Consider the following 21,806-nt stretch of genomic DNA (forward strand, 5'->3'; position numbering starts at 1 on the left):
TATGGAAGAATTAGATGCTGTTGTTATAAATTTTGATGCAAACGGTCTTTGGATTTTAAACATAGCCTTGGCAATAGTTATGTTTGGTGTGGCTTTAGGCATTACATTAACGGACTTTAAACTACTATTAAAAGAACCAAAATTGTTAATAGCAGGTGTTTTATCGCAATTTATACTTTTGCCATTAGTAACTTTTCTTTTTGTTTTAGTAATAAAACCAGAACCGAGTATTGCTCTTGGTATGTTTATGGTTGCTGCATGTCCTGGTGGAAATATTTCTAATTTCATGACGCATTTAGCCAATGGTAATACAGCATTATCGATAAGTTTAACTGCTTTTGCTACTGTTTTAGCTGTTGTGTTAACACCTCTTAATTTTGAACTATATGGTAACTTGTATAGACCAACAGCAAGCTTATTGCAAGCCGTAAATATTAGTTTTTTAGAATTATTAAAATTGGTAACATTGATATTGGGTATTCCTTTAGTCTTGGGGATGTTGTTGAGGTATCGCTATGAAACTTTAGCAATCAAGCTTTCAAAAATATTAAAACCGCTATCCATTATTGTGTTTATAGCTATTGTTTGCATCGCATTTTATATAAACATTGATGTATTTACAGGTTACGTAAAATATGTAGTTGGCATTGGGATATTTCATAATGTATTGGCTTTGCTTTTAGGCTTTGTAGTTGCAAGATTATTTGGACTATCTCTTAAAAACCAGAAAACGATTATGATAGAAACTGGAATTCAAAATTCTGGTTTAGGTCTTTTATTAATCTTTACATTTTTCGATGGATTAGGAGGTATGGCAATAATTGCAGCTTTCTGGGGAATCTGGCATATTATTTCAGGTTTAGTTTTATCCTTATATTGGTCTCGAAAAACGAATTAAAAACAAACCTTTGAAATCACTTTTAATATTTTGTGTTAAAACCTATATTGGTATTGGGTTGTTTTTCTATTTCAAAAAAATTGAAATTAAAAAACATGCTCCTATTCCTAAGGGTAAACCCATTTTGTTTTTGGGTAACCACCAGAATGCATTATTAGATCCATTAATAATGGCAGTTACTTCTGGTCGTTATGCACATTTTCTAACACGCGCCCAAGTATTTAAAAAACCATTAGTTGGGAAAATACTTAAAGCGTTGCAGCTTATTCCTGTGTATCGTGTTCGCGATGGTTGGCAGAATATTAAGGAGAATAATGCTATTTTTAGTCAGTGTATTTCATTATTAAATAATAATGATGCCATTACTATTTTTCCTGAGGGCAGCCATAATTTAAAAAGAACAGTGAGGCCATTAAGTAAAGGATTTACACGTATCGTTTTAGGTGTTTTAGAAGAAAACCCAACAAGCGAATTACTACTTATTCCTGTTGGCTTAAATTATAAAGCTGCTGCTGCTTGTCCAGACCAAGCCATGGTTTTTTTTGGTAAGCCTATTTCTGCATCAAAATATATAAATGACACTAAAAATGAAGCAATAATTAATCTAAAAACCGATGTGCATTGCGTATTAACAGAACTAACAACACATATAGAAACCGATAGTTATAACAATACACTGTCTAAATTAGAAAGTTTAAACGTTAATTTCTTGGAACCTCAAAAAGTAAACGCTTGCATTAAATCTAATTTTGAAAACTGCGAAACGCAACCTAAAACGAGAAGTAATCACTTAAAATCATTTTTTAAAATGCTTTTAATTGTAATTTGTTTTGTTCCTTATTTAGTTTGGAAAAAAATTGCTCAACCTAAAATTAAGGAAATTGAATTCACATCCACATTTAGGTTTGCTTTAGCTATTACTTTGGTGCCTTTTTGGCTGCTATTAATTGCGTTGATAGTGTCTCTTGTTTTTTCTGGAAGTAGTGCTGTCTATTTTATGGTTTCAGCTTTAATTATCGCATTGTTAGCCGTAAAATTATAGCAAAAAAAATACCGTTTCAAAGAAACAGTATTTTAGTCTAACGTTTAGATTATAATATCTAGTGTCTTAATTTATATATCATCAAAATCAATATCTGTAAATCTACTTTCGGCAGGAGTGCCATCTTGCGCAGGTTCTGTAGTTTCAGAAGTAGTTTCATTTGGAGCAGGCGTATCATACTCTTTTTTGAAATCTTTTTGATGACGATCACTAATGACTTCATTTCCTTTTTCAGTAATAACGTAATCTGTCATTTCCTTTAAAATGGTATTAAACTCATTAAAATCTTCTTTGTATAAATAGATTTTATGCTTCTTGTAATGAAACGAGCCATCATCATTTGTGAATTTTTTACTTTCTGTTATCGTTAAGTAGTAATCTCCAGCTTTGGTAGCGCGAACATCAAAAAAATAAGTGCGTCTTCCGGCTCTTAAAACTTTAGAGTAAATCTCTTCTTTCTCCATCATCTCGTTATTGTACATAATTGTAGTTTGTTGTTATTGTTTTTCAAAAATATAAAAAAAATAAAACCATGCAACATTTTACGGTTTTTCTTTTAGCATATTTATTAGCTATGAAGTAGTATTTTCACTCAATTGTTTTAAATAGAGTTCTTTATAGTAACCTTGGCTGTCAATAAGTTCGTTGTGAGTTCCTTTTTGTACAATCTTACCACCGTCTAAAACTATAATATGATCTGCGTTTTTGGCTGATGAAATCCTATGACTCACAATAATACTTGTTTTTCCAGCTGATACTTTTTTAAGATTGTTTAATATTTTTTCTTCTGTTTCTGTATCAACAGCAGAAAGGCAGTCGTCGAACAATAATATTTTTGGATCTTTTATAATGGCTCTAGCGATAGAAACACGTTGTTTTTGTCCGCCAGATAATGTAATACCACGCTCGCCCAAAATAGTCTCGTAACCATTGGTGAATTTAACAATGTTTTTATGGACTTGTGCATTTTTAGCTGCAGCAATAACTTCGTCGTTAGAAGCATTCTCTTTACCAAATTTTATGTTGTTGTTTATGGTGTCGCTAAACAAAAAAGCATCTTGTGGTACATAACCAATGGCATCTCTAATGCTAGTAAGGTTAAGTTTGTCGATGGCGTTATTATCGATTAGTAATTGGCCTTTTTCAATATCGTATAGTCTACCAATTAAGTCTAATATGGTAGATTTCCCCGAACCTGTTTTACCTATAATAGCAAGAGTTTCACCAGAATTCACTTTAAAACTAACACCTTGTAACGCTTTAATATTGGTGTCATCATAAGTAAAATGAACCTCTTTAAATTCAATATTCCCTGTAATTGTAGAAAGTTCAGTGGTGTTGTTTTTTATTTCAGGTTCAAGTTTTAAAAATTCGTTTATACGTTTTTGCGATGCTTCAGCGCGTTGAATTATAGAAGTTACCCAACCAACAGTAGCCACAGGCCACGTTAGCATGTTTACATATATTATAAATTCTATTATATTTCCTAGGGAAATTTCGCCATTAATATATTGTTTACCTCCAATGTAGATTACTATAATATTACTAATTCCAATAAGTAATAACATCATTGGGAAAAAGAAGGCCTGAATACGAGCCAAACTTAGTTGTTTCTCTTTACTGGTTTTTGCAAGTGTTTTAAAATCGGCTTGTGTTTGTGGCTCAATACCATAAGCTTTAATAACCGAAATGCCACTAAATGCTTCTTGAGTAAACGTTGATAGTTTTGATAAGTATTCTTGAACAACTGTACTACGTTTGTGTATTTCTTTACTAATTAAATATATTAATATCGATAAAATTGGTAATGGAATAATAGTGTAAAGCGTAAGTTTTGGTGCTTCCTTAAACATAAATGCTAAAGCCACAACAAAAAGAGTAATGGTATTTATACTGTACATAATTGCCGGTCCAGCATACATTCTTACCTGTCCAACATCTTCACTTATTCTATTCATTAAATCTCCAGTTCTATTTTTCTTATAAAAATTTAAAGAGAGTTTTTGGTATTGCTGGTAGATTTCATTTTTTAAATCGAATTCAATATAACGCGAAACATTAATAATGTATTGACGCATAAAAAAAGTAAGAACTCCTGCAACTATAGCAGTTCCAATAATTAATAAAATATTATGCAGTAATGCGCTTTTAAAATCAGCAATAGAGTTTTCAGGATGTTGTAATTGAGTATTTACAATGTCTATAATAGCGCCAATTAGTTTTGGCACATATACCTTAAATAGAATGGAAATAATGGTAATAGCAATCCCTATTAATAATTGTGTTTTATATTTTAAGAAATATTTATTAAGATGCTGTAATTCTTTCATTTACAGTTTTGATGGTTTTAAGTTTAGTTGTGAAATATTCAATTTAATGACTATTTTTTTGCAATAACATCAATATTTGTTATTTTTGAACGTCCTTTTTAGGGAATCTGTAAAATATTATCCAAATTAATTAAACAAATAATCAATGATTTCAGAAGTTTTAAACGCAAACGAATTACATAAAATAGATCCAGTATTTGGACAGTTATCATTCGATAATCATGAACAAATAGTTTTTTGTAACGACAAAGATAGTGGATTAAAAGCAATAATAGGCATTCATAATACGGTATTAGGTCCAGCTTTAGGAGGTACTAGAATGTGGCAATATAATAATGAATGGGAAGCGCTAAACGATGCCTTACGTCTCTCTCGTGGTATGAGTTATAAAGCGGCTATTACAGGATTAAACCTTGGAGGCGGTAAAGCTGTGATTATAGGAGATTCAAAAACTCAAAAAACACCAGAATTAATGAAACGCTTTGGTGAGTTCGTACACTCGCTAAGTGGTAAATATATTACTGCCGAAGATGTAGGAATGGAAACTAGCGATATGGATTTAGTACGTGAGGTTACACCTTATGTTACAGGTATTTCAGAAGCTAAAGGAGGAGCAGGGAATCCTTCACCAATTACAGCTTACGGTGTTTTTATGGGAATGAAAGCTGCAGCAGAATTTAAATTTGGTACGGCAGTTTTAGAAGGTAAAAGTGTTCTCGTTCAAGGTATTGGTCATGTTGGAGAGTCTTTAGTAGAACATTTAACAGACGAAGGTGCTAACGTCATTATTACAGATATAAATGAAGAGCGCCTTAACGCAGTCAGTACTAAATATGGTGTAAAAATTTATAGGGGAGACGATATCTATTCTGAAACTGTAGATATATATGCACCTTGCGCATTAGGAGCTACAATTAATGACGATACCATTAAAAGAATACAAGCTAAAGTTATTGCTGGAGCTGCAAATAACCAATTAGCAAACGAAAATATTCATGGACAAATGCTCCAAGATAAGGGCATAGTTTACGCTCCGGATTTTTTAATTAATGCAGGTGGCATTATTAATGTGTATGCAGAACTAGAGAATTATGGTAAAACCGAAATTATTCGTAAAACCGAAAATATTTACAATACAACATTACAAATATTAAATAATGCTGAGGCAAATAACCTTTCAACGCATCAAGCGGCTTTAAATATAGCACAAGGAAGAATAGATGCCAGAAAAAAAGAAAATTCTATTAATTATTATTAATTAATAATTGGTATTAGTATTCATAAAATATACTATTTTTGCAGAGCGAAAGTGACCATCACTTTCGCTCTAATTTTTTTAAGTTCTTTGTAAAAATGCTAAGTAGAAGACACATTAGAATAAAAGTAATGCAAGTGCTTTATGCCTTTAGAGGTCATGAAAGCGATGATTTCTCTAAAGATCAAAGATTCTTATTAAATAGTATAGATAATATGTACAATCTATATTTACTATTAATCTCTTTAATGATTGAAGTGCAAAAGCGTGCCGAAAATCATTTAGAAAAAAGTAGTAAAAAATATCTACCTACAGAAGAAGAAAAAAATCCTAACCGTAAATTTGTAGACAACCAAGTGTTAGCAATGCTTAAAAATAATGAGCAATTGCAAGCTAAATTTGAAGCTCACCATATTAATAATTGGGAGTTAGATACTGAATATGTAGAGATTATTTTTAAGGAAATCTTAGCTAGTGATATTTATAAAGAATATTTGGAAACAACAACGACGGACTTTAATGCCGATCGTAATTTTATTGTAGACGTATTTAAAGAAATAATTGCTCCAAACGATAAACTTTACGATTACTTAGAAGACAAGCATTTAACTTGGTTAGACGATTTGCCAACGGTGAACACTTCTATACTTAAACTATTACGTAAAGTTAAAGCTGATTCTACGTCGTTTCATTTTTTACCAAAATTGTATAAAGATATCGAGGACAAACAGTTTGCTATTAAATTGTTTCAAAAGACGTTGTTAAATCAAAATATTTTAACCGAAGAGATTTCTAAAAAAACAACCAATTGGGATAGCGATCGTATTGCAAGTATAGATTTTATGTTGCTTAAAATGGGTATTTGTGAATTTCAAAAATTCCCATCAATACCAACAAAAGTAACCATTAACGAGTATTTAGAAATTTCTAAAGAATATTCTACACCAAAAAGTAGTGTCTTTATAAATGGGATTCTAGATAAGCTTGTAAAAGAGTATCAAACTGAAGGAAAACTAAATAAAATAGGTCGAGGCTTGATGTAGTTCAAAAATATTGTTATTTTTGTTCCAAATTACCAAAATATTAAAAATTAAATTATGAAAAAAGTAGTAGTATTATTTAGTGCGTTATGCATGATAGCATTAACGTCTTGTAAAGAAGATGCAACAAGTAAGGTTGATGACACAAAGGTTGCAGCAGCAGCTGTTAGAGATCAAGCAGCATCTAAATTCCCAGTAATTGAGTTCGATAGAGCAGAGCATGATTTTGGTGAAATTATTAATGGTACTCCAGTAGAAACAGTATTTAGTTACAAAAACACAGGAGATGCACCTTTAGTAATTACAGATGTAAAAAGTTCTTGTGGTTGTACAATCCCTAAAGATTGGTCTAGAGAGCCTTTAGCACCAGGAGCAGAAGGAAAGTTTACAGTTAAATTTAACGGTAAAGGAAACAATAAAGTTTCTAAATCTGTTACAGTAACTGCAAATACAGAAAAAGGTAGAGAAGTAGTTAAAATTACTGCTTTTGTAAAGCCAGATCCTAATGCACCAGTAAAAGCGACACCTTTATCTCCAGTTATTAAGTAATGGGAGATCTTACAAGTATGCTACCAATTGTAGCAATGTTTGCTGTAGTGTATTTCTTTATGATTGCACCACAGATGAAACGTGCTAAAAATGAAAAAAAGTTCGCTGCAGAGTTAAAGCGTGGCGATAAAATAGTTACTAAAAGCGGTATGCATGGTAAAATTGTAGAGCTTAATGAGAAAGATAGTAGTTGCGTTATAGAAACTATGTCTGGAAAATTAAAGTTCGATCGTGCTGCGATTTCTATGGAAAGCAGCAGAGTATTAAATGCGCCAGCAGTAGTAAAAAAGTAGATTATTTAAATATCATATTAAAACCTCAAGTTAACGCTTGAGGTTTTTTTGTGCCTATAAATTAGAGAACGATAATCATTTATTTTGTTTTAATCTACAACCAACTATCTTTACCAAATAAATATTTACCTAGAGAACTATGTTATTAAAACCAACTAATCATTTTTATAGGCTAATATTACTATTGCTCTGTATTTCATTATCGAACCTGAATAGCAAGGTTAGAGAAGAAGTCACTGGAAAAAATGAAAGTATTAAAATAGTAAAGAATAATCCACTTATAGTTGAATTAGAATATAAAGCCGAAGCAATACTAGGAGAAGGTGCACTTTGGAATTATAAAACACAAGTGTTTTATTGGATAGATATTATGGGCAATGCCTTTCATATTTATAACCCAAAAACTAAAATGAACAAAACGTATAAAACACCTTCACAAATTGGTACTGTTGTCCCTTTTACTAAAGAGGAAGTGGTTTTAGCATTAGTAGATGGTGTCTATATTTTAAACTTAAAGACAAGCTAATTTACAATACTATCTGATGTAGAATCTAAACTAAAAGGAAATAGATTTAACGATGGTAAATGTGACCCATTAGGAAATCTTTGGGTTGGTTCTATGAGTTTCAATCAAAAAAATGGATCAGGCGTTTATATAAAATAAATATAAATGGAAACGCTAAAAAAATATTAGATAGTGTTACCATTTCTAACGGAATTACTTGGACTAAAGATGCGTCTACAATGTATTATATAGATACATCAACAGGGAAAATTAAAGCTTTTGATTTCGATAAAACAAATGCAACAATTAGTAATGAGCGTGTTGCAGTAGAGATTCCAAAAAGTATGGGATTTGGTGATGGTTTTACAATAGACGATGAAGGTATGCTTTGGGTTGGATTATGGAATGGAAATAGTGTCGCTAGATTTAATCCTAAAACAGGTAAATTATTATCTAAAATTGAAGTGCCAGCACATAATGTAACAGCATGCGCCTTTGGAGGAAAAATTTTAGATATTCTTTATATAACAACGGCAAAAGTCGATATGACGGACGAAGAGTTAAAACAAAAACCATTTTCGAGTTCTATTTTTAAAGTTAAACCGGGAGTAAAAGGAGTTAAAGCTTCTTTCTCCGGGAAATAATAATAAGTAATTAAACATTCTATTGTACTTTAATAAGTTTATTCTTTATCTTGTTATACAATATCGATTTTATATGATTACACTTAAAGAACTAGCCGAAAAGTTGAATGTTTCTATATCAACAGTTTCTAAAGCCTTAAATGGTAGTAGCGAGATTGGAGAAGCAACAGTTGCCCGTGTAAAAGAGGTTGCTAAAGCGTATAATTATAAACCTAATCGTGTGGCATTAAGTCTTAAAAATAGTAAGACAAAAACCATAGGTGTTATTATTCCAGATATATTAAATCATTTCTTTGCTAAAGTATTATATGGTATAGAAAAAGAATCAGCAAAACAAGGTTATAATATTATTACGTGCTTGTCTAATGAGGTGTTTGAAAAAGAAGCTAATAGCTTAGAATTATTAGCAAACGGAAGTGTTGACGGCTTTATAATGTCTATCGCTCAAGAAACCCAAATCAATAAACATACCGAACATTTTAAGGATATTCTAGATCAAAAAATCCCGATTTTAATGTTCGATCGTGTGGCAGATGCAATAGCATGTGATAAAGTTATTATTAACGATTTTAAAGCGGCATACAATGCAACGACACATTTAATAAAAGAGGGTAGAAAAAATATTATTCTAATAAATAATATAGATGAATTAAGTGTTGGTAAGTTACGAGCAAAAGGCTGTTTTAAAGCGATAGAAGATGCAAAATACACTAAAAGTAATTTAACTGAAATAAAGATTGGTAAAACTACAGACTTAGAAACTGAAATTGAAACACTCTTTAATAAAAATAAAACAATTGATGGTATCATTGCAATCGATAATATTTCTGGTGTTATTGCACTAAATAGTGCTAATAAAAGAGGTTGTAATATTCCAAAAGACATCTCTATAATTGGTTTTAGCGATGATAATGTATTGCCATTTACTAGCCCAAAACTTTCTACTGTAACACAACATAGTGATGCTATTGGTGAGGCTTCTGTAAAAATATTAGTGAAACGTTTAGAGTCTAAAGAACCAATAGAGATTGTTACAAAAACGATAGATTTTAGTTTGAATTTACGTGAAACTACGCTCTAGATTTTAAACTTAAATTAAAGTTATAGTGTAGTACTCTGCTTTTTTTTTAACCGAGAAATGATTTTTAATTTCTATTAAATAGAATCTGAAGAAAAGGAGTTCAAAATAGAATGTTTAAAATGTTGTTAATTAAAAATCACCTTTGCCTTTTACAAATACGAATCAACAATTTTTATACTTATCGTGTAAACCACTTCCTTTTAAAATATTGGGTTTAATTTTTTCAAGTCTAGACAGTTCTGTAGCCTCCTTTTTGGCTTCAATAATGTAATTGTAATATTCGTAGTTGACAAGATAGTGTAAGTGCTCTAAAAGTTGCACTAAAAGCAGAGTTAGCTTTTGTTTCTTTAGTTATTAATTCTGGAATTACAAGATCTTTTTTAGTGGTACGCACTGACTTTAGTTCTTTGCCTAGTTTTTGGTTTTCAATAGCTTCCTTTGTATATGCTATTACTAGTGGTTTGTTTATCTCTTCTATAGATTCAAAACGCATTTGTCTTAAGGTTTTTGTTTTTTCTTGTGCTTTTTCTAAAACATTTTGTTCATCTTTTAAAAAGACACCATTAAAAAACCAAATACAAAAATGCTTTTTAAAAGCACCAATACTTAAAATATTCTTACCATGTATGCTATAAGTAGGAGCAGACCATTTTATGGACTACTCAAGGTTATCTGTTGATAATATTAGTTCTCGAAGTATTTCTAAAGCATCTTTAAAATGAACGTTTGCTTCTATGTATTCTTCGACGGAAGAGGCTTTTTTAATATTTATAGCAGGTTAATATCGTTTTTAAAACGTTCTTCTGTTGGCCTTAATAGTATTAAATAAATAACAATTAAAATTCCAAAAAGTATAAATTTAGGTTTTAAAAAGAGAATAATAAATGCAGAACCTTCCAAAATTGACCAACGTGCAATTGAAGCAAATTGAAATACATGAAAATTAAAATCTTCAGCAGCATTTTTGTTTCCGGTTTTGAGTATGAGCTTATATATTGTATTGCTTATTACAAAAGCTATAACTGGAATTGCGATATAGAAATAATCTTCACTAGAAATTTCTGAGAAATTAAAAATATCCAATATTGGATTAATATTATGTATTATAACGTAAGCAATAATAACACCAGCGCATAATGCTAAATGAATGATTTGCAGTAATTTTATTTTTTGCTTCATGTTATAATTTTAAAGTGCTGTGAGCTAATTCATTATCCTCTTAATATATTCTCCATCTTTCGTCCTTTGGCTAATTCGTCTACTAATTTATCTAAATATCTTGTTTGTTTGGTTAAAGGTGTTTCAATATCTTCTATTCTATAACCGCAAATGACTCCAGTAATAAGTTTCGCATTTGGGTTTAATTTGGCACGCTTAAAGAAGGTTTCGAATGTAATTTTTTCAGCAATTAAAGCGTTTAGTTTAATCTCATCGAAACCTGTAAGCCATTCTATAACAGTATGTAATTCTTTTATTGTTCGGTCTTTCTTTTCAACTTTATCAATATAATGTGGATAATCAGAAGCGAATGTCATTTTTGCTATTCTTTCGTCATGTTTTGGTGTTGTTGTGCTTATAATGTATTTTATTGGACTCTAAATTAAGAAAATTTATTGAATAGGTTTTAAACTAAAGTAATGTCTATATGTGTTCTTTCTAATAGTCTTTTCTAGCATAGTTAATTTCTAAACTTTACTTTCTCGTTGCTTTATGCTTCAATCTGTTTTGAGGTTCTTCTTAAAGGTCAAAAAACAGATACAGCCATCAAATCAAGAACTATTATAGACTGCAGATGAAAGAAAAAAAGTATTTATTTAGGATTGAAAAATGTTACATTTGGTTACCTATAATTAAGCTTCGCTAGTTTGTAAAGGTTAATAGTATTTTAATGAAGAATAAGGAAAACGGAACCAAAAGAGTTAAGAAGCCTTGGCCAACTAAGGCTGCTATGGAACAGGTTTATAAAATGAATCTTTGGGGAGGCAATACCGCTACTTTCTATTCAGGAGAAGGTTCGCGTAATCCTATTATTGTCAATCCTTATTTAGAAGAAGTATCCTCTTTTTTAAAATCTTTTAAGAGCCCTCTTGTTGTTTGTGATTTGGGTTGTGGAGATTTTTATATTGGTAAAGAATTAGTGAAGTACACGAACAAATATATTGCGATAGATATTGTTAACGATCTTATTGAGCACAATAAAGAAAAATTTATAGAAGAGAATTTAGAATTTTATTGTTTGGATATAGCTGTAGATAATTTGCCTTTTGGAGATTGTGTAATACTGAGACAAGTATTACAGCACTTATCAAATACAGAGGTACAAAGTGTATTGGGTAAGTTGAACGGTTTTAAGTATCTTATTTTAACTGAACATCTGCCTAATGGAAATTTTATACCCAATAAAGATATTATTTCTGGACAAGGTATTAGACTAAAAAAGAAAAGTGGTTTAAAACTTTTACATTCACCGTTTAATTTTAAAGTAAAAGAAGAAAAACAGTTATTATCTATCGTTTTAGATGATGGTAAAGGTCTATTAGTAACAACGCTTTATACTATTTTTTAAATGAATGTTTTGTTTAATATTACTTGTGTTTGTTCCAATACCGTTTGCCATAGCCACAAAATATTTCTTCACCAGATTTAATTTTTTTAGTGGCCTTTAAACAAACATTGTTATCATCGTCTAAAGTGATTTTTGCATTATTATCAAAATTGCTATTAATAGAATCATTCGCGTATTTCGCAAAGCACTCAGTATGCATACTATCCATAATACTGCCATCTAATAGGTTAATAAAATAGCGATCATTCTTCTTTTGGGCTCTTTCTTGAGCTTCTTTTTCGGTAAGAATTTCTCCTGTAAAAAGAGATATTATTTCATTTTTATAGAGGTTTATGGCCGTATATAATCCATTACCAGAATTATTTATTTGAGAACCCTTGATATATAAATAGTCTTCTTCGGCTGCTTCGATGCTATTTGTTGGTATGTAAAACACTTGAGGATTATATTTTGTCAATTTTTTCATCAATTTTTTTACTTTAAAATTTGAAATGAGTACAATTTCAAAGAACGTTATTGTTTAAACACAAGTGAAAATGAAGTATAAACACCAACTTCAGAATTAACTAATAAATTCCCTCCATGTTTTTTCATGATATTTTTAGACAAACTTAATCCTATTCCGGAGCCGTTTTTCTTTGTCGTATAAAATGGAATAAAAATTTGATTCTTAATTTGATCTTCTATCCCTTTTCCATTATCATGAATACTAATCACAGTTTTATCTGCTTCAATAACGCAATTAATTTTTAGCAATGGATTTTCGATGCCATGAAGAGCATGAATACTGTTATTTATTAAATTAATTAATACTTGTTCAATCAATTTTGTGTCTGCCATAATAGTGGCATTTGCAGGAATATGTGATAACTCCATCGCAATATTAGCTTTTTGAATTGATGGTTTCATCAATAATTCAATGGATAATAAAAATGTTTTAATATTCGTTTTATTCAATGTAGGAATGGGAACATTAGATATCGTTCTATAGTCCTTAACAAAATCTAATAAGCCGTCAGATCTTCTCTTAATGGTTTTTACGGCCATATTAATATCCTGAATATCTTCGTCATCTAAAGCTTCAGCTTTTAGTACGTTGCCTTCACTGTCTTCAGTTGTCGATTTTACCGTAGATGCCAAAGAGCTCACAGGTGTAAAAGAATTCAACATTTCATGCGCTAAAATTTTAATCACATTATGCCAAGCTTCAATCTCTTTTTGTTCAATTTCTGAACGAATATCCTGAAAAGTAATAATAAGATACGTTTTACCTAAGAGTTGTAATTCAATGGTTTCAAGCGATAACTGTTTCTTTTCTGTTTCTTTCCCAAAGTCCACTAAGGTTTTACCACCTTCAGCAGTTTTTTTTATTTCATTTACTAACCAAGGTACACTCTTGGCTAATCTATGCCAGTATTTATGTTTTGGTTGCTGTAATATATCGCAAGCTGCTTTGTTTAAAAACAATATTTCTTCATGAGATTCATTGGTGTATAAATCATCTTTTTTTATTGATATAATTCCTAAATTAACATGCTCAAGTATATATTTGAAGTATTTGTATTGGGCTTCTTTTTCAATTTTATTACGTTTAAAAATTTTAATAATTAAATTAAAATCATCAAATACCTTTGCGAAGGAATCTCCCTTTTTTGAAGGTGAAAAGTAAACGGAATAGTCTTCATTCTTTAAAGCATCTAGAAATTTTACTAAGGAGTAATTCGTATTATTTACATAGCGAATTAAGAATATTACTTGAATAATTATTAGAAGTCCAACACCCATCATGCTAAACCATAAATAGTTCAATAAAAAATAAGAAAAAAGTACACAAGTGACCAGTATGAGTATAATACGAATAGCGACTTGTAAGGTGAATCTTTTAATCAAAATAATGAATGTTATAAATTAAATTTTTCTAATCGACGATAAAGGGCAGCTCTGGTTAAACCTAATTCTTTAGCAGCCTTAGAGATGTTACCATCATATTTGTCGATTGCTTTTTGAACTAATAGTTTTTCAATGTCTTGTAGGTTTAAATTATCAAATTCATTGCTGAGCACTTCATTTCCTTTAGGGATAATAGTTAGATTAAAATCTGTAGGCAATATTTCATTATTATCAGCCATAATTACACCACGTTCTATAGTATGCTGAATCTCTCTAACATTTCCTGGCCATTTATGATCTTGAAGTACTTTCATGGCCTCTTTAGTTATTTTTAAATGAGACTTTTGGTATTTTTCGCTATAGATATTTAAATAATGATTTATAAAATCAGTAATATCTTTTGGCCTAGCTCTAAGCGGTGGAATTGTGATTTCTACTGTGTTAATTCTAAATAATAAATCTTGTCTAAATTTACCTTGGGCAACCCATTCGTGAATGGGAACATTTGTAGCAAACAAAAGTCTCGCATTAAAAGGTCTTTCAATACCTTCTCCTAGTCTTGAAGTTTTTTTGTCTTGTAGTACTGTTAATAATTTTGATTGTAAATTTAATGGCAAGTTTCCTATTTCATCTAAGAATAACGTGCCATCTTCAGCCATTTCAAAGCGACCTGGCTTGTCTTCTAAAGCATCTGTAAAGGCCCCTTTTTTGTGCCCAAAAAGTTCACTTTCAAAAAGGCTTTCAGATAAAGAACCTAAATCTACATGAATAAAAGGCCCATTGTTTTGTGACGATTTTTTATGTATTTCTCTAGCTAAATGCTGTTTACCTGTTCCGTTTTCACCTAGTACAATAATGTTTGCATCGGTTATACTTACCTTATCGATAATATTCATGACTTCTTGCATTTCATCAGAGTTGCCAATAACAGGACCGAATTGTTGATCACTACTTTTTAACAAAGTGTCATTAGTATGCTTAAGAATCGAGATTTTATGATTTGATCTGCTCAGTGTAAGTCCTGCATGAACAGTAGCTAATAATTTTTCGTTAGTCCAAGGTTTTAGTATAAAGTCGAAAGCACCTAACTTAATGGCATTAACAGCCAATTCTACTTCTCCATAAGCTGTCATTAAAATTACAACCATCTTTGGATTAATTTTTAGTATATGCTTAAGCCAATACAAGCCTTCTTTTCCATCGTTAAAACCAATACGGTAGTTCATGTCCAAAACAATAACATCGATTTGCTCTTTTGAAAGTATTTGATTTATTTCTTTTGGATTGTTTCGTGTAATAACATTATCATAGTGCTTTTTTAATACCAATTTTGCCGATAACAAAATGTCTTCATCATCATCAATAATTAAAATTGAGGCCTTGGTTTTTGTCATTTTATAAGATCTAGTTATTTTGACTAATGTACAAAATGTTCGATAACGAACAATAAAATGTTCGAAAATGAACACTTTTTAATAATCTTAAAAAACATAAATAACTAATAGTAAGCATTTTATGTATTTTATTTTTTATGGCACATCGATTGCTCTTAGCTAGTCAAAATAAAAACATACCATTATGAGAACATTAAATAACAATCAATTATCAGCAACTCTTACACAAACAAAAAGCCACGCTTGGAATAGTAAGAGACGTTACAGATAAGTAACTAATTTATAAAATAACATTATCATCAATCTATAAAAACAAACTATTATGAGAACATTAAACAACAATCAATTAACAGGAACGCTTACACAAACAAAAAGTCATGCTTGGAATAGTAAGAGACGTTACAGATAAGTAACTGATTTTTAAAATAGCATCATCAATCTATAAAAAAAACATACCATTATGAGAACATTAATCAACAATCAATTAACAGGAACGCTTACACAAACAAAAAGCCATGTTTGGAATAGTAAGAGACGTTACAGATAAGTAACCAATGTGTAAAATCGCATCATCAATCAATCAATCAATCAATCAATCAATCAATCAATCAATCAAAACAAACAGTATGAAAAAAGCAATAATAATTGAAACCGGACGTGAGCAAAAGCAAAATGACATATTGCTTTTCTTGAGTAGTAAAAAAATCCATTTATCAGAATTTAATCGACAGTTCTATAACATTTAATCCAAAAAACAATGATTTCAGTATTAATTAAAATCGCAAATTTTATAGTAGATGTCGTGGTGCTCTGCGTATTCTAAATACATAGTATTAGAAAAAAAATAAATATCATAATGAAACAAGTAGGAATGGATAAACGGATAGAGAAGAAAAAATGGAGTCAGACAAAAACACTATACCTTATTGGCTTTATAGCCTTTGTAGTGCTTTCTGGTTTTGGTATCAATGTAATAAATAAAAAAACGTATAAAGTAGATGGTTCTAGAATTACAGTAAAAACGGTTACAGAAGGTGATTTTCAAGATGTAATTTTAATTGATGGAGACGTACAACCTATAAATCTTGTTTTAGTAAATACAATGGAAGGCGGAACAGTTGATGAAATTTTTGTTGAAGATGGCATTTTAGTAGAAAAAGGAACACCATTAGTGAAATTAAATAACTCAGCAGCCACTTTGAGTTATATGAATCAAGAAACTGCTATTATAGAGCAAATAAATAATTTAAGAAGCTTAAAGTTATCATTAGAAAAAGATCAAAGAGATTTATCAGAATCTTTAATCGACAGTGAAAATAGTTTAGCTGATGTTGCACGTGCTTATAAAATAGATTCTGTTTTATATTCAAAAGACATCGTGGCTAAAAATGATTTTACAAACTCTAAAGAATCTTATAAATACCAACAAAAGAAGCGTGACTTTACGGATAAAAATGTTAAAAATAGTAAGCGCAATAACTTAACTCAAATTCAGCAAATTAATAGATCAATTTCGTTAATGCAGAGAAACTTAGAGTTTATTCATGCCAGCATAGATAAAATGTTAGTTCGTGCTCCTGTTTCTGGAATGCTGTCTTCATTCGATCCTGTAATTGGAGAATCTTACTCTAGAAATCAATCAGTTGCTAAAATAGATGTTCAGTCTGGTTTTAAAATTAGAGGACAAGTAGATGAGTATTATTTAAGTATGGTAAAGCCAGGACAATTAGCGCGTTTCTCTTTCGATGGTGTGCTTATAGATCTAAAAGTAAAAAAGGTACTTTCAGAAGTTGTGAACCGACGTTTTGAAATCGAGTTAATATTTGTAAATGATCCTCCAAAGTCAATTACTAATGGACAATCATTACAAGTGCGTTTAGAACTTTCAAAAGCCCAAAAGTCAATATTAATTCCACGAGGCAGTTATTTTCAGTCTTCGGGAGGTCAATATGTATTTGTTCTTACCGCAGAAGATGAAGCTTATAAACGCTTTATAAAACTTGGAAATCAAAATCCTAGCTATTATCAAGTATTAGAAGGTTTAGAAAAAGGAGAAAAAATTATCACTTCATCTTATGATGAATTTAAAAATTACGAATCAATCAAAATAAACAAATAAATCATGATCAAATTAAACGAACTAACAAAAGTATATCGCACAGATGAAATAGAGTCAACAGCCTTAAATGCTGTTTCTTTTGAAATTAAACAAGGAGAATTTGTGTCAATAATGGGACCTTCAGGATGTGGGAAATCGACATTATTAAACATTTTAGGGATGCTAGATAAACCAGAAAGTGGAAGCTATGAGTTTCTAGGTAATGAGGTAGCGCATCTTAATGAAAAAGGAAGATCAGATGTTCGTAAAAAAAACATAGGCTTTATATTTCAAAACTTTAACCTTATCGATGAGCTTACTGTATTTGAAAACATAGAACTGCCTTTACTTTACAATAAAGTGCCATCAGCAGAAAGAAAACAACGTGTAAATGAACTAATGGAAAAAATTGGGATTGCACATAGAGCATCTCATTTTCCGCAACAACTATCTGGTGGGCAACAACAACGTGTTGCTGTAGCCAGAGCTTTAATAACAAAACCACCATTAATTTTAGCTGATGAGCCAACAGGTAACTTGGACAGTTCTCATGGTAATGAAGTTATGGAATTAATGTGCGAATTACACGAAGCGGGAACGACTATAGTAATGGTAACGCACTCCTCTCACGATGCTAGTTATTCTGGACGTATTATTAATTTATTAGATGGCGAAGTTGTATCTGAAAAGAAAAACAAAATAGCGCAATCTGCCATATAATTTTTAAAAATTAGAAACTATGTTTAAGAATTATATAAAAGTGGCTTTTAGAAGCCTCAATAAAAACAGAGTATATGCGGTCATTAATATTTTAGGACTTGCCTTAGGATTAGCCGTAACAATTCTAGTCTTTCTATTTATTAAAGATGAAACCAGTTACGAGAAACATTGGAGTGGGTACGAACGTATTTATAGAACCGGAATAAAGGCAGATATGATGGGTCAGAAAATGGATGCTCCTGCATCTCCAAGTCCAATGGCTAATGCCTTTAGAACTGAATTTACTGATGTAGAATCTGCAACACGAATTAATACTGTACACCAAGAAATATTAGTAAGTCACGAACAAACAAAAGTTTATATTCAAAAAGGAGTTTCTGTCGATAGTACATTTTTTAATGTATTTGATTACGAATTTGTTCTTGGAGATCCAAAAACAGCATTAAAAGAACCTAATGGGATAGTTTTAACCGAAGCAACTGCTTTTAAGCTATTTGGTGACAAAAATGCTCTAGGTGAAGTAATTAAATACGATAACCGTCGCGATTATATTGTAAAGGGAATTGTAAAGGAACCTAAAGGGCATGCACACTTCCAGTTTAATATGTTTATGGCAGATCACAGTATCACCACAATGTGGATGAACAACAGCTGGATTACTTATGTTAAGCTAAAAGAAAATGTAGATTATAAAAGTTTTGAAGCAGAAATGCGACGTAATTTTATGAAAAAAATTGAACCAGATGTGGAACGATTTATGCAGGTTACTGTGGAGGAATTTATAAAACAAGGTAATGCGTTCGAGTATCAATTAATGCCAGTTAAAGATATCCATTTGTATTCAAATAAAGATTTTGAAGTGCAACAAAATGGAAATATTATGTACATTTATGTATTTATGGGAATTGCGTTTTTAGTGATCATAATTGCGGGAATTAATTTCATGAACTTATCGACTGCCAGAGCTGGCAAACGTGCTAAAGAAGTAGGTGTTAGAAAAGTATCAGGTGCTTCACGTAAAATGCTTATTACTCAATTTTTAATTGAATCTGTCATTCAAAGTTTTATAGCACTCTTTATAGCATACATTTTAGTAGAATTATTTTTACCAGGTTTTAATAATATTATGGAGACTAATATTAATCTCTTTAATGAATATTTAGGGAAAACCATATTGTTTTCAGTACTTGTAACTTTATTCTATGGTCTTTTTGCAGGTAGTTATCCAGCATTCTTTATCTCTGCATTTAAACCTATTTCAGTATTAAAAGGTGATTTAACAAAAACTAAAGGTGGAGCGCTTTTAAGAAAAGGACTTGTAATTACGCAGTTTACGGCTTCAACAGTCTTGATTATTGGTATGATAATTATCTTTAAACAAATTTCGTTTTTGCATAATAAAGATATTGGATTTAAGGGTGATCAAGTTATTGTTGTGCCTTTGCAAACCGATGATATGACAGAGAATTTTAGAAACTACAAAAATGTATTTCTAAAAAATAGTAATGTACAAAGTATAACAAGAGCATCATATTACCCTGGAGATATTCCGAATCAAAACATGTTTTCTTTAGAAGGAAGTGAAGAAAAATTACCACTATGGAATATGGAGGTCGATTATGATTTTTTCAAGACTTTAAGTATTGAAATGTTTGAAGGACGTAAATTTAATGTAGAAAAAGATTCAGACTCTTTTCCAAGTTATATTTTAAACGAAGCAGCTGTTAACAATTTGAATATAGAAAATGCAGTAGGTAAACGTTTAGGAAGGTTTCGTGGTCCAGAAGGCAACTTACAATACGGAAATGTTATTGGTATTGTAAAAGATTTTCATATTGAAGGCTTTAATCAAGAAATAAGACCAATGGTATTAACCGTAAGTAATCAAGTTTGGTTTGCATCTTTTAAGATAGCAAATACAGATAGGAACAAAACGATAGCATTTATTGAAGGCGAATGGAATAAGCTAGAACCATCTCACCCATTTCGTTATACGTTTTTAGATCAAAAATTTGGAGCTTTATTGAAGCAACAAGAAAATTTTGGAACTATGTTTTTGTTTTTAACTATTCTTGCTATTATTATTTCAGCAATGGGATTATATGGTCTTGCTTCTTACACAGCGGCTCAACGTACTAAGGAAATTGGTATTAGAAAAGTTTTAGGAGCCTCTGTTCCTAATGTTATGAAAATGCTAACCAAGGATTTTATTAAATTAGTACTGATTGCAAATTTCTTTGCTTGGCCTATTACTTATTTACTTGCCAAAAATTGGCTTACAAACTTTTCATATCAAATAGATATGCCAATTATGCCATTTATATTTGCGACAGTATTAGCGTTAGTTATAGCATTAATTACAGTAAGCTTTCAAGCTTATCAAGCGGCTACATCAGACCCTGTTCACGCCTTAAAATATGAATAACTAATTTGTGTTATATTAAATAATCAACTCCTAAAAAGCATTGGAGTAAGAAGTAACTTCTATTGAATATGAATTAAAGGAATTTTCTTTAAACGATAGGCAAGAAGAAGATGTATATTTTAGAGAGCGAGAAACTAATGATTATTAGTTTCTCGCTTTTTAATTAGAGATTTTTTGTAAAAAAATGCTCGAATGATTTATAAGATATAATAAAACGAACCGTCTCATGTTTCTAAAATGATATACATGATGAAGCACTTAAGTATTTTGTTTAATAGTAGATCGTAGTTTCAGATTTAGGAAAAGTTAATTTATTACTTCCAGGAGAAAAGCCGTCCATAGAGGGTAAAGTTTCTAATTTCCTAATCATTTCTTTTTTCTCAGTTTTAGCACTTTCGTTTTCACAGTCTTCTGTTTCTTTTTCGTAACTAATTTTACCATTAGATAAATTATAATCAAAAGTTTCGAAGTAATCACAAGGCGCTCCAGAATTAACTGTAGCACCTATTAATTGAAAATCGCCACTTTGATATCTATAGCGATGAGTATAATTCCATTTTTGACGACTCCCACCAAAATGGTTAATTACAAGACAATTTCGGTCAATAGAGATACCTTCAAATGGGTCTCCCATCACACCTCCTTGTTCACTAGTTAATATCGCGCTAGCTGATTTTTTCCACAACTCCCATTTGATATTGTTCTTTTTGTAAATGTATATTTGCCTTTCTGTTCCAAAATCAGTTTCTTTTTCAGTATCATAAACAATAATTTTTTCAGAAACACCATCTTTATCTAAATCTCCTTCTATTTCATTGAGGATTTTAAAAGTTTCTGGAGTTCTAATGAGTTCGGTTTTTTTAACTAATTTCACTTCTAATTCATCAATAGTTTTAGACGTTTTTTGTGTTTTAGTGAGTTCAGGTTTTTTAGTTTCTTAATTTTTACAAGATATAATTGAAAAAAGAAGTAACACTAAAACGTATTTAGATATGTGTTTTTTCATTTTGAAGTAATGGGTTTGCATCTGGTTATTAGTTGGCTAGCTCTAAATTAGGAAAAGAAAACGAACCAGA

Annotated in this window: 20 protein-coding genes and 1 pseudogene; 12 read left to right on the plus strand and 9 right to left on the minus strand. The window is 30.6% G+C overall.

Annotated features, from left to right (window positions below; genetic code table 11):
* Nucleotide 1: 1 nt before the first annotated feature.
* Complete coding sequence (locus tag RH82_RS01970; protein ID WP_034057593.1) at nt 2-898, plus strand: bile acid:sodium symporter family protein; 897 nt, start codon at nt 2-4, stop codon at nt 896-898.
* A 10-nt stretch (nt 899-908) separates the two neighbouring features.
* On the plus strand, nt 909-1,940 hold the full coding sequence (locus RH82_RS01975) for a 1-acyl-sn-glycerol-3-phosphate acyltransferase (protein ID WP_241147985.1): 1,032 nt from the start codon (nt 909-911) through the stop codon (nt 1,938-1,940).
* 71 nt (nt 1,941-2,011) lie between these two features.
* On the opposite strand, the gene RH82_RS01980 is transcribed toward RH82_RS01975, so the two are convergent.
* Together RH82_RS01980 and RH82_RS01985 are read right to left on the minus strand one after the other, a co-directional pair.
* Nucleotides 2,012-2,422 (minus strand): PUR family DNA/RNA-binding protein, encoded by a 411-nt coding sequence (locus RH82_RS01980; RefSeq protein ID WP_034057594.1) that lies wholly within the window; start codon nt 2,420-2,422, stop codon nt 2,012-2,014.
* 90 nt (nt 2,423-2,512) lie between these two features.
* On the minus strand, nt 2,513-4,270 hold the full coding sequence (locus RH82_RS01985) for an ABC transporter ATP-binding protein (protein WP_034057596.1): 1,758 nt from the start codon (nt 4,268-4,270) through the stop codon (nt 2,513-2,515).
* A gap of 145 nt (nt 4,271-4,415) precedes the next feature.
* Between RH82_RS01985 and RH82_RS01990 the strand changes: the two genes are divergently transcribed.
* The 6 genes and pseudogenes from RH82_RS01990 (at nt 4,416) to RH82_RS02015 (ending at nt 9,637) form a co-directional block, all read left to right on the plus strand.
* Nucleotides 4,416-5,528, plus strand: a complete 1,113-nt coding sequence (locus RH82_RS01990) for a Leu/Phe/Val dehydrogenase (protein ID WP_034057597.1) — start codon at nt 4,416-4,418, stop codon at nt 5,526-5,528.
* Between the two features lie 95 nt (nt 5,529-5,623).
* Nucleotides 5,624-6,568 (plus strand): transcription antitermination factor NusB, encoded by a 945-nt coding sequence (gene nusB, locus RH82_RS01995; RefSeq protein ID WP_241147986.1) that lies wholly within the window; start codon nt 5,624-5,626, stop codon nt 6,566-6,568.
* A gap of 54 nt (nt 6,569-6,622) precedes the next feature.
* Complete coding sequence (locus RH82_RS02000; RefSeq protein ID WP_034057598.1) at nt 6,623-7,114, plus strand: DUF1573 domain-containing protein; 492 nt, start codon at nt 6,623-6,625, stop codon at nt 7,112-7,114.
* Nucleotides 7,114-7,407, plus strand: coding sequence for a preprotein translocase subunit YajC (yajC, locus tag RH82_RS02005; protein ID WP_034057599.1), 294 nt, complete (start codon nt 7,114-7,116; stop codon nt 7,405-7,407). The genes RH82_RS02000 and yajC overlap by 1 nt, the downstream gene beginning before the upstream one ends.
* 370 nt (nt 7,408-7,777) lie before the next feature.
* Nucleotides 7,778-8,556 (plus strand): annotated as a pseudogene (locus RH82_RS17610) (SMP-30/gluconolactonase/LRE family protein).
* A 73-nt stretch (nt 8,557-8,629) separates the two neighbouring features.
* On the plus strand, nt 8,630-9,637 hold the full coding sequence (locus RH82_RS02015; protein WP_034057600.1) for a LacI family DNA-binding transcriptional regulator: 1,008 nt from the start codon (nt 8,630-8,632) through the stop codon (nt 9,635-9,637).
* A 259-nt stretch (nt 9,638-9,896) separates the two neighbouring features.
* On the opposite strand, the gene RH82_RS18735 is transcribed toward RH82_RS02015, so the two are convergent.
* From RH82_RS18735 to RH82_RS02030, 3 genes are all read right to left on the minus strand, one after another.
* Entirely contained in the window at nt 9,897-10,292 is a 396-nt protein-coding gene (locus RH82_RS18735; RefSeq protein ID WP_316930890.1) for a DUF1801 domain-containing protein, read from the minus strand.
* 113 nt (nt 10,293-10,405) lie between these two features.
* Nucleotides 10,406-10,816 (minus strand): hypothetical protein, encoded by a 411-nt coding sequence (locus tag RH82_RS02025; protein ID WP_034057601.1) that lies wholly within the window; start codon nt 10,814-10,816, stop codon nt 10,406-10,408.
* 32 nt (nt 10,817-10,848) lie between these two features.
* Entirely contained in the window at nt 10,849-11,172 is a 324-nt protein-coding gene (locus RH82_RS02030) for a DUF2200 domain-containing protein (RefSeq protein WP_034057603.1), read from the minus strand.
* Between the two features lie 353 nt (nt 11,173-11,525).
* On the opposite strand from RH82_RS02030, the gene RH82_RS02035 reads away from it, so the two are divergent.
* Complete coding sequence (locus RH82_RS02035; protein ID WP_034057605.1) at nt 11,526-12,203, plus strand: class I SAM-dependent methyltransferase; 678 nt, start codon at nt 11,526-11,528, stop codon at nt 12,201-12,203.
* A 19-nt stretch (nt 12,204-12,222) separates the two neighbouring features.
* Here RH82_RS02035 and RH82_RS02040 read toward each other — a convergent pair whose 3' ends face one another.
* Genes RH82_RS02040 through RH82_RS02050 form a run of 3 tightly spaced genes read right to left on the minus strand, consistent with a single transcriptional unit; the run spans nt 12,223 to nt 15,487 of the window.
* Complete coding sequence (locus tag RH82_RS02040; RefSeq protein ID WP_052158162.1) at nt 12,223-12,669, minus strand: SET domain-containing protein-lysine N-methyltransferase; 447 nt, start codon at nt 12,667-12,669, stop codon at nt 12,223-12,225.
* A 47-nt stretch (nt 12,670-12,716) separates the two neighbouring features.
* Nucleotides 12,717-14,093 carry a sensor histidine kinase gene (locus tag RH82_RS02045; RefSeq protein ID WP_156112386.1) on the minus strand — a complete coding sequence of 459 codons (1,377 nt, stop codon included), beginning with the start codon at nt 14,091-14,093 and terminating at the stop codon, nt 12,717-12,719.
* Nucleotides 14,094-14,104: 11 nt separating this feature from the next.
* Complete coding sequence (locus RH82_RS02050; protein ID WP_034057607.1) at nt 14,105-15,487, minus strand: sigma-54-dependent transcriptional regulator; 1,383 nt, start codon at nt 15,485-15,487, stop codon at nt 14,105-14,107.
* An 856-nt stretch (nt 15,488-16,343) separates the two neighbouring features.
* Between RH82_RS02050 and RH82_RS02055 the strand changes: the two genes are divergently transcribed.
* Genes RH82_RS02055 through RH82_RS02065 form a run of 3 tightly spaced genes read left to right on the plus strand, consistent with a single transcriptional unit; the run spans nt 16,344 to nt 20,730 of the window.
* Nucleotides 16,344-17,606, plus strand: a complete 1,263-nt coding sequence (locus RH82_RS02055) for an efflux RND transporter periplasmic adaptor subunit (RefSeq protein WP_052158164.1) — start codon at nt 16,344-16,346, stop codon at nt 17,604-17,606.
* Nucleotides 17,607-17,609: 3 nt separating this feature from the next.
* Complete coding sequence (locus RH82_RS02060) at nt 17,610-18,305, plus strand: ABC transporter ATP-binding protein (protein ID WP_034057608.1); 696 nt, start codon at nt 17,610-17,612, stop codon at nt 18,303-18,305.
* A 19-nt stretch (nt 18,306-18,324) separates the two neighbouring features.
* A complete protein-coding gene (locus tag RH82_RS02065; RefSeq protein WP_034057610.1) occupies nt 18,325-20,730 on the plus strand; it encodes an ABC transporter permease in 2,406 nt (801 codons plus the stop codon).
* A 271-nt stretch (nt 20,731-21,001) separates the two neighbouring features.
* Here the strand turns inward: RH82_RS02065 and RH82_RS02070 are convergent, their stop codons facing one another.
* A complete protein-coding gene (locus RH82_RS02070) occupies nt 21,002-21,604 on the minus strand; it encodes a hypothetical protein (RefSeq protein ID WP_052158165.1) in 603 nt (200 codons plus the stop codon).
* Nucleotides 21,605-21,806 lie beyond the last annotated feature (202 nt).

It is taken from the genome of Lacinutrix jangbogonensis, from assembly GCF_000797445.1.
GTDB lineage: Bacteria > Bacteroidota > Bacteroidia > Flavobacteriales > Flavobacteriaceae > Lacinutrix > Lacinutrix jangbogonensis.

Coding starts and splice junctions, on each gene's coding strand:
- RH82_RS01970 (WP_034057593.1), top strand. CDS start 2: ATGGAAGAATTAGATGCTGTTGTTATAAATTTTGATGCAAACGGTCTT.
- RH82_RS01980 (WP_034057594.1), bottom strand. CDS start 2,422: ATGTACAATAACGAGATGATGGAGAAAGAAGAGATTTACTCTAAAGTT.
- RH82_RS01985 (WP_034057596.1), bottom strand. CDS start 4,270: ATGAAAGAATTACAGCATCTTAATAAATATTTCTTAAAATATAAAACA.
- RH82_RS01990 (WP_034057597.1), top strand. CDS start 4,416: ATGATTTCAGAAGTTTTAAACGCAAACGAATTACATAAAATAGATCCA.
- nusB (WP_241147986.1), top strand. CDS start 5,624: ATGCTAAGTAGAAGACACATTAGAATAAAAGTAATGCAAGTGCTTTAT.
- RH82_RS02000 (WP_034057598.1), top strand. CDS start 6,623: ATGAAAAAAGTAGTAGTATTATTTAGTGCGTTATGCATGATAGCATTA.
- yajC (WP_034057599.1), top strand. CDS start 7,114: ATGGGAGATCTTACAAGTATGCTACCAATTGTAGCAATGTTTGCTGTA.
- RH82_RS02015 (WP_034057600.1), top strand. CDS start 8,630: ATGATTACACTTAAAGAACTAGCCGAAAAGTTGAATGTTTCTATATCA.
- RH82_RS02025 (WP_034057601.1), bottom strand. CDS start 10,816: ATGAAGCAAAAAATAAAATTACTGCAAATCATTCATTTAGCATTATGC.
- RH82_RS02030 (WP_034057603.1), bottom strand. CDS start 11,172: ATGACATTCGCTTCTGATTATCCACATTATATTGATAAAGTTGAAAAG.
- RH82_RS02035 (WP_034057605.1), top strand. CDS start 11,526: ATGAAGAATAAGGAAAACGGAACCAAAAGAGTTAAGAAGCCTTGGCCA.
- RH82_RS02040 (WP_052158162.1), bottom strand. CDS start 12,669: ATGAAAAAATTGACAAAATATAATCCTCAAGTGTTTTACATACCAACA.
- RH82_RS02050 (WP_034057607.1), bottom strand. CDS start 15,487: ATGACAAAAACCAAGGCCTCAATTTTAATTATTGATGATGATGAAGAC.
- RH82_RS02055 (WP_052158164.1), top strand. CDS start 16,344: ATGAAACAAGTAGGAATGGATAAACGGATAGAGAAGAAAAAATGGAGT.
- RH82_RS02060 (WP_034057608.1), top strand. CDS start 17,610: ATGATCAAATTAAACGAACTAACAAAAGTATATCGCACAGATGAAATA.
- RH82_RS02065 (WP_034057610.1), top strand. CDS start 18,325: ATGTTTAAGAATTATATAAAAGTGGCTTTTAGAAGCCTCAATAAAAAC.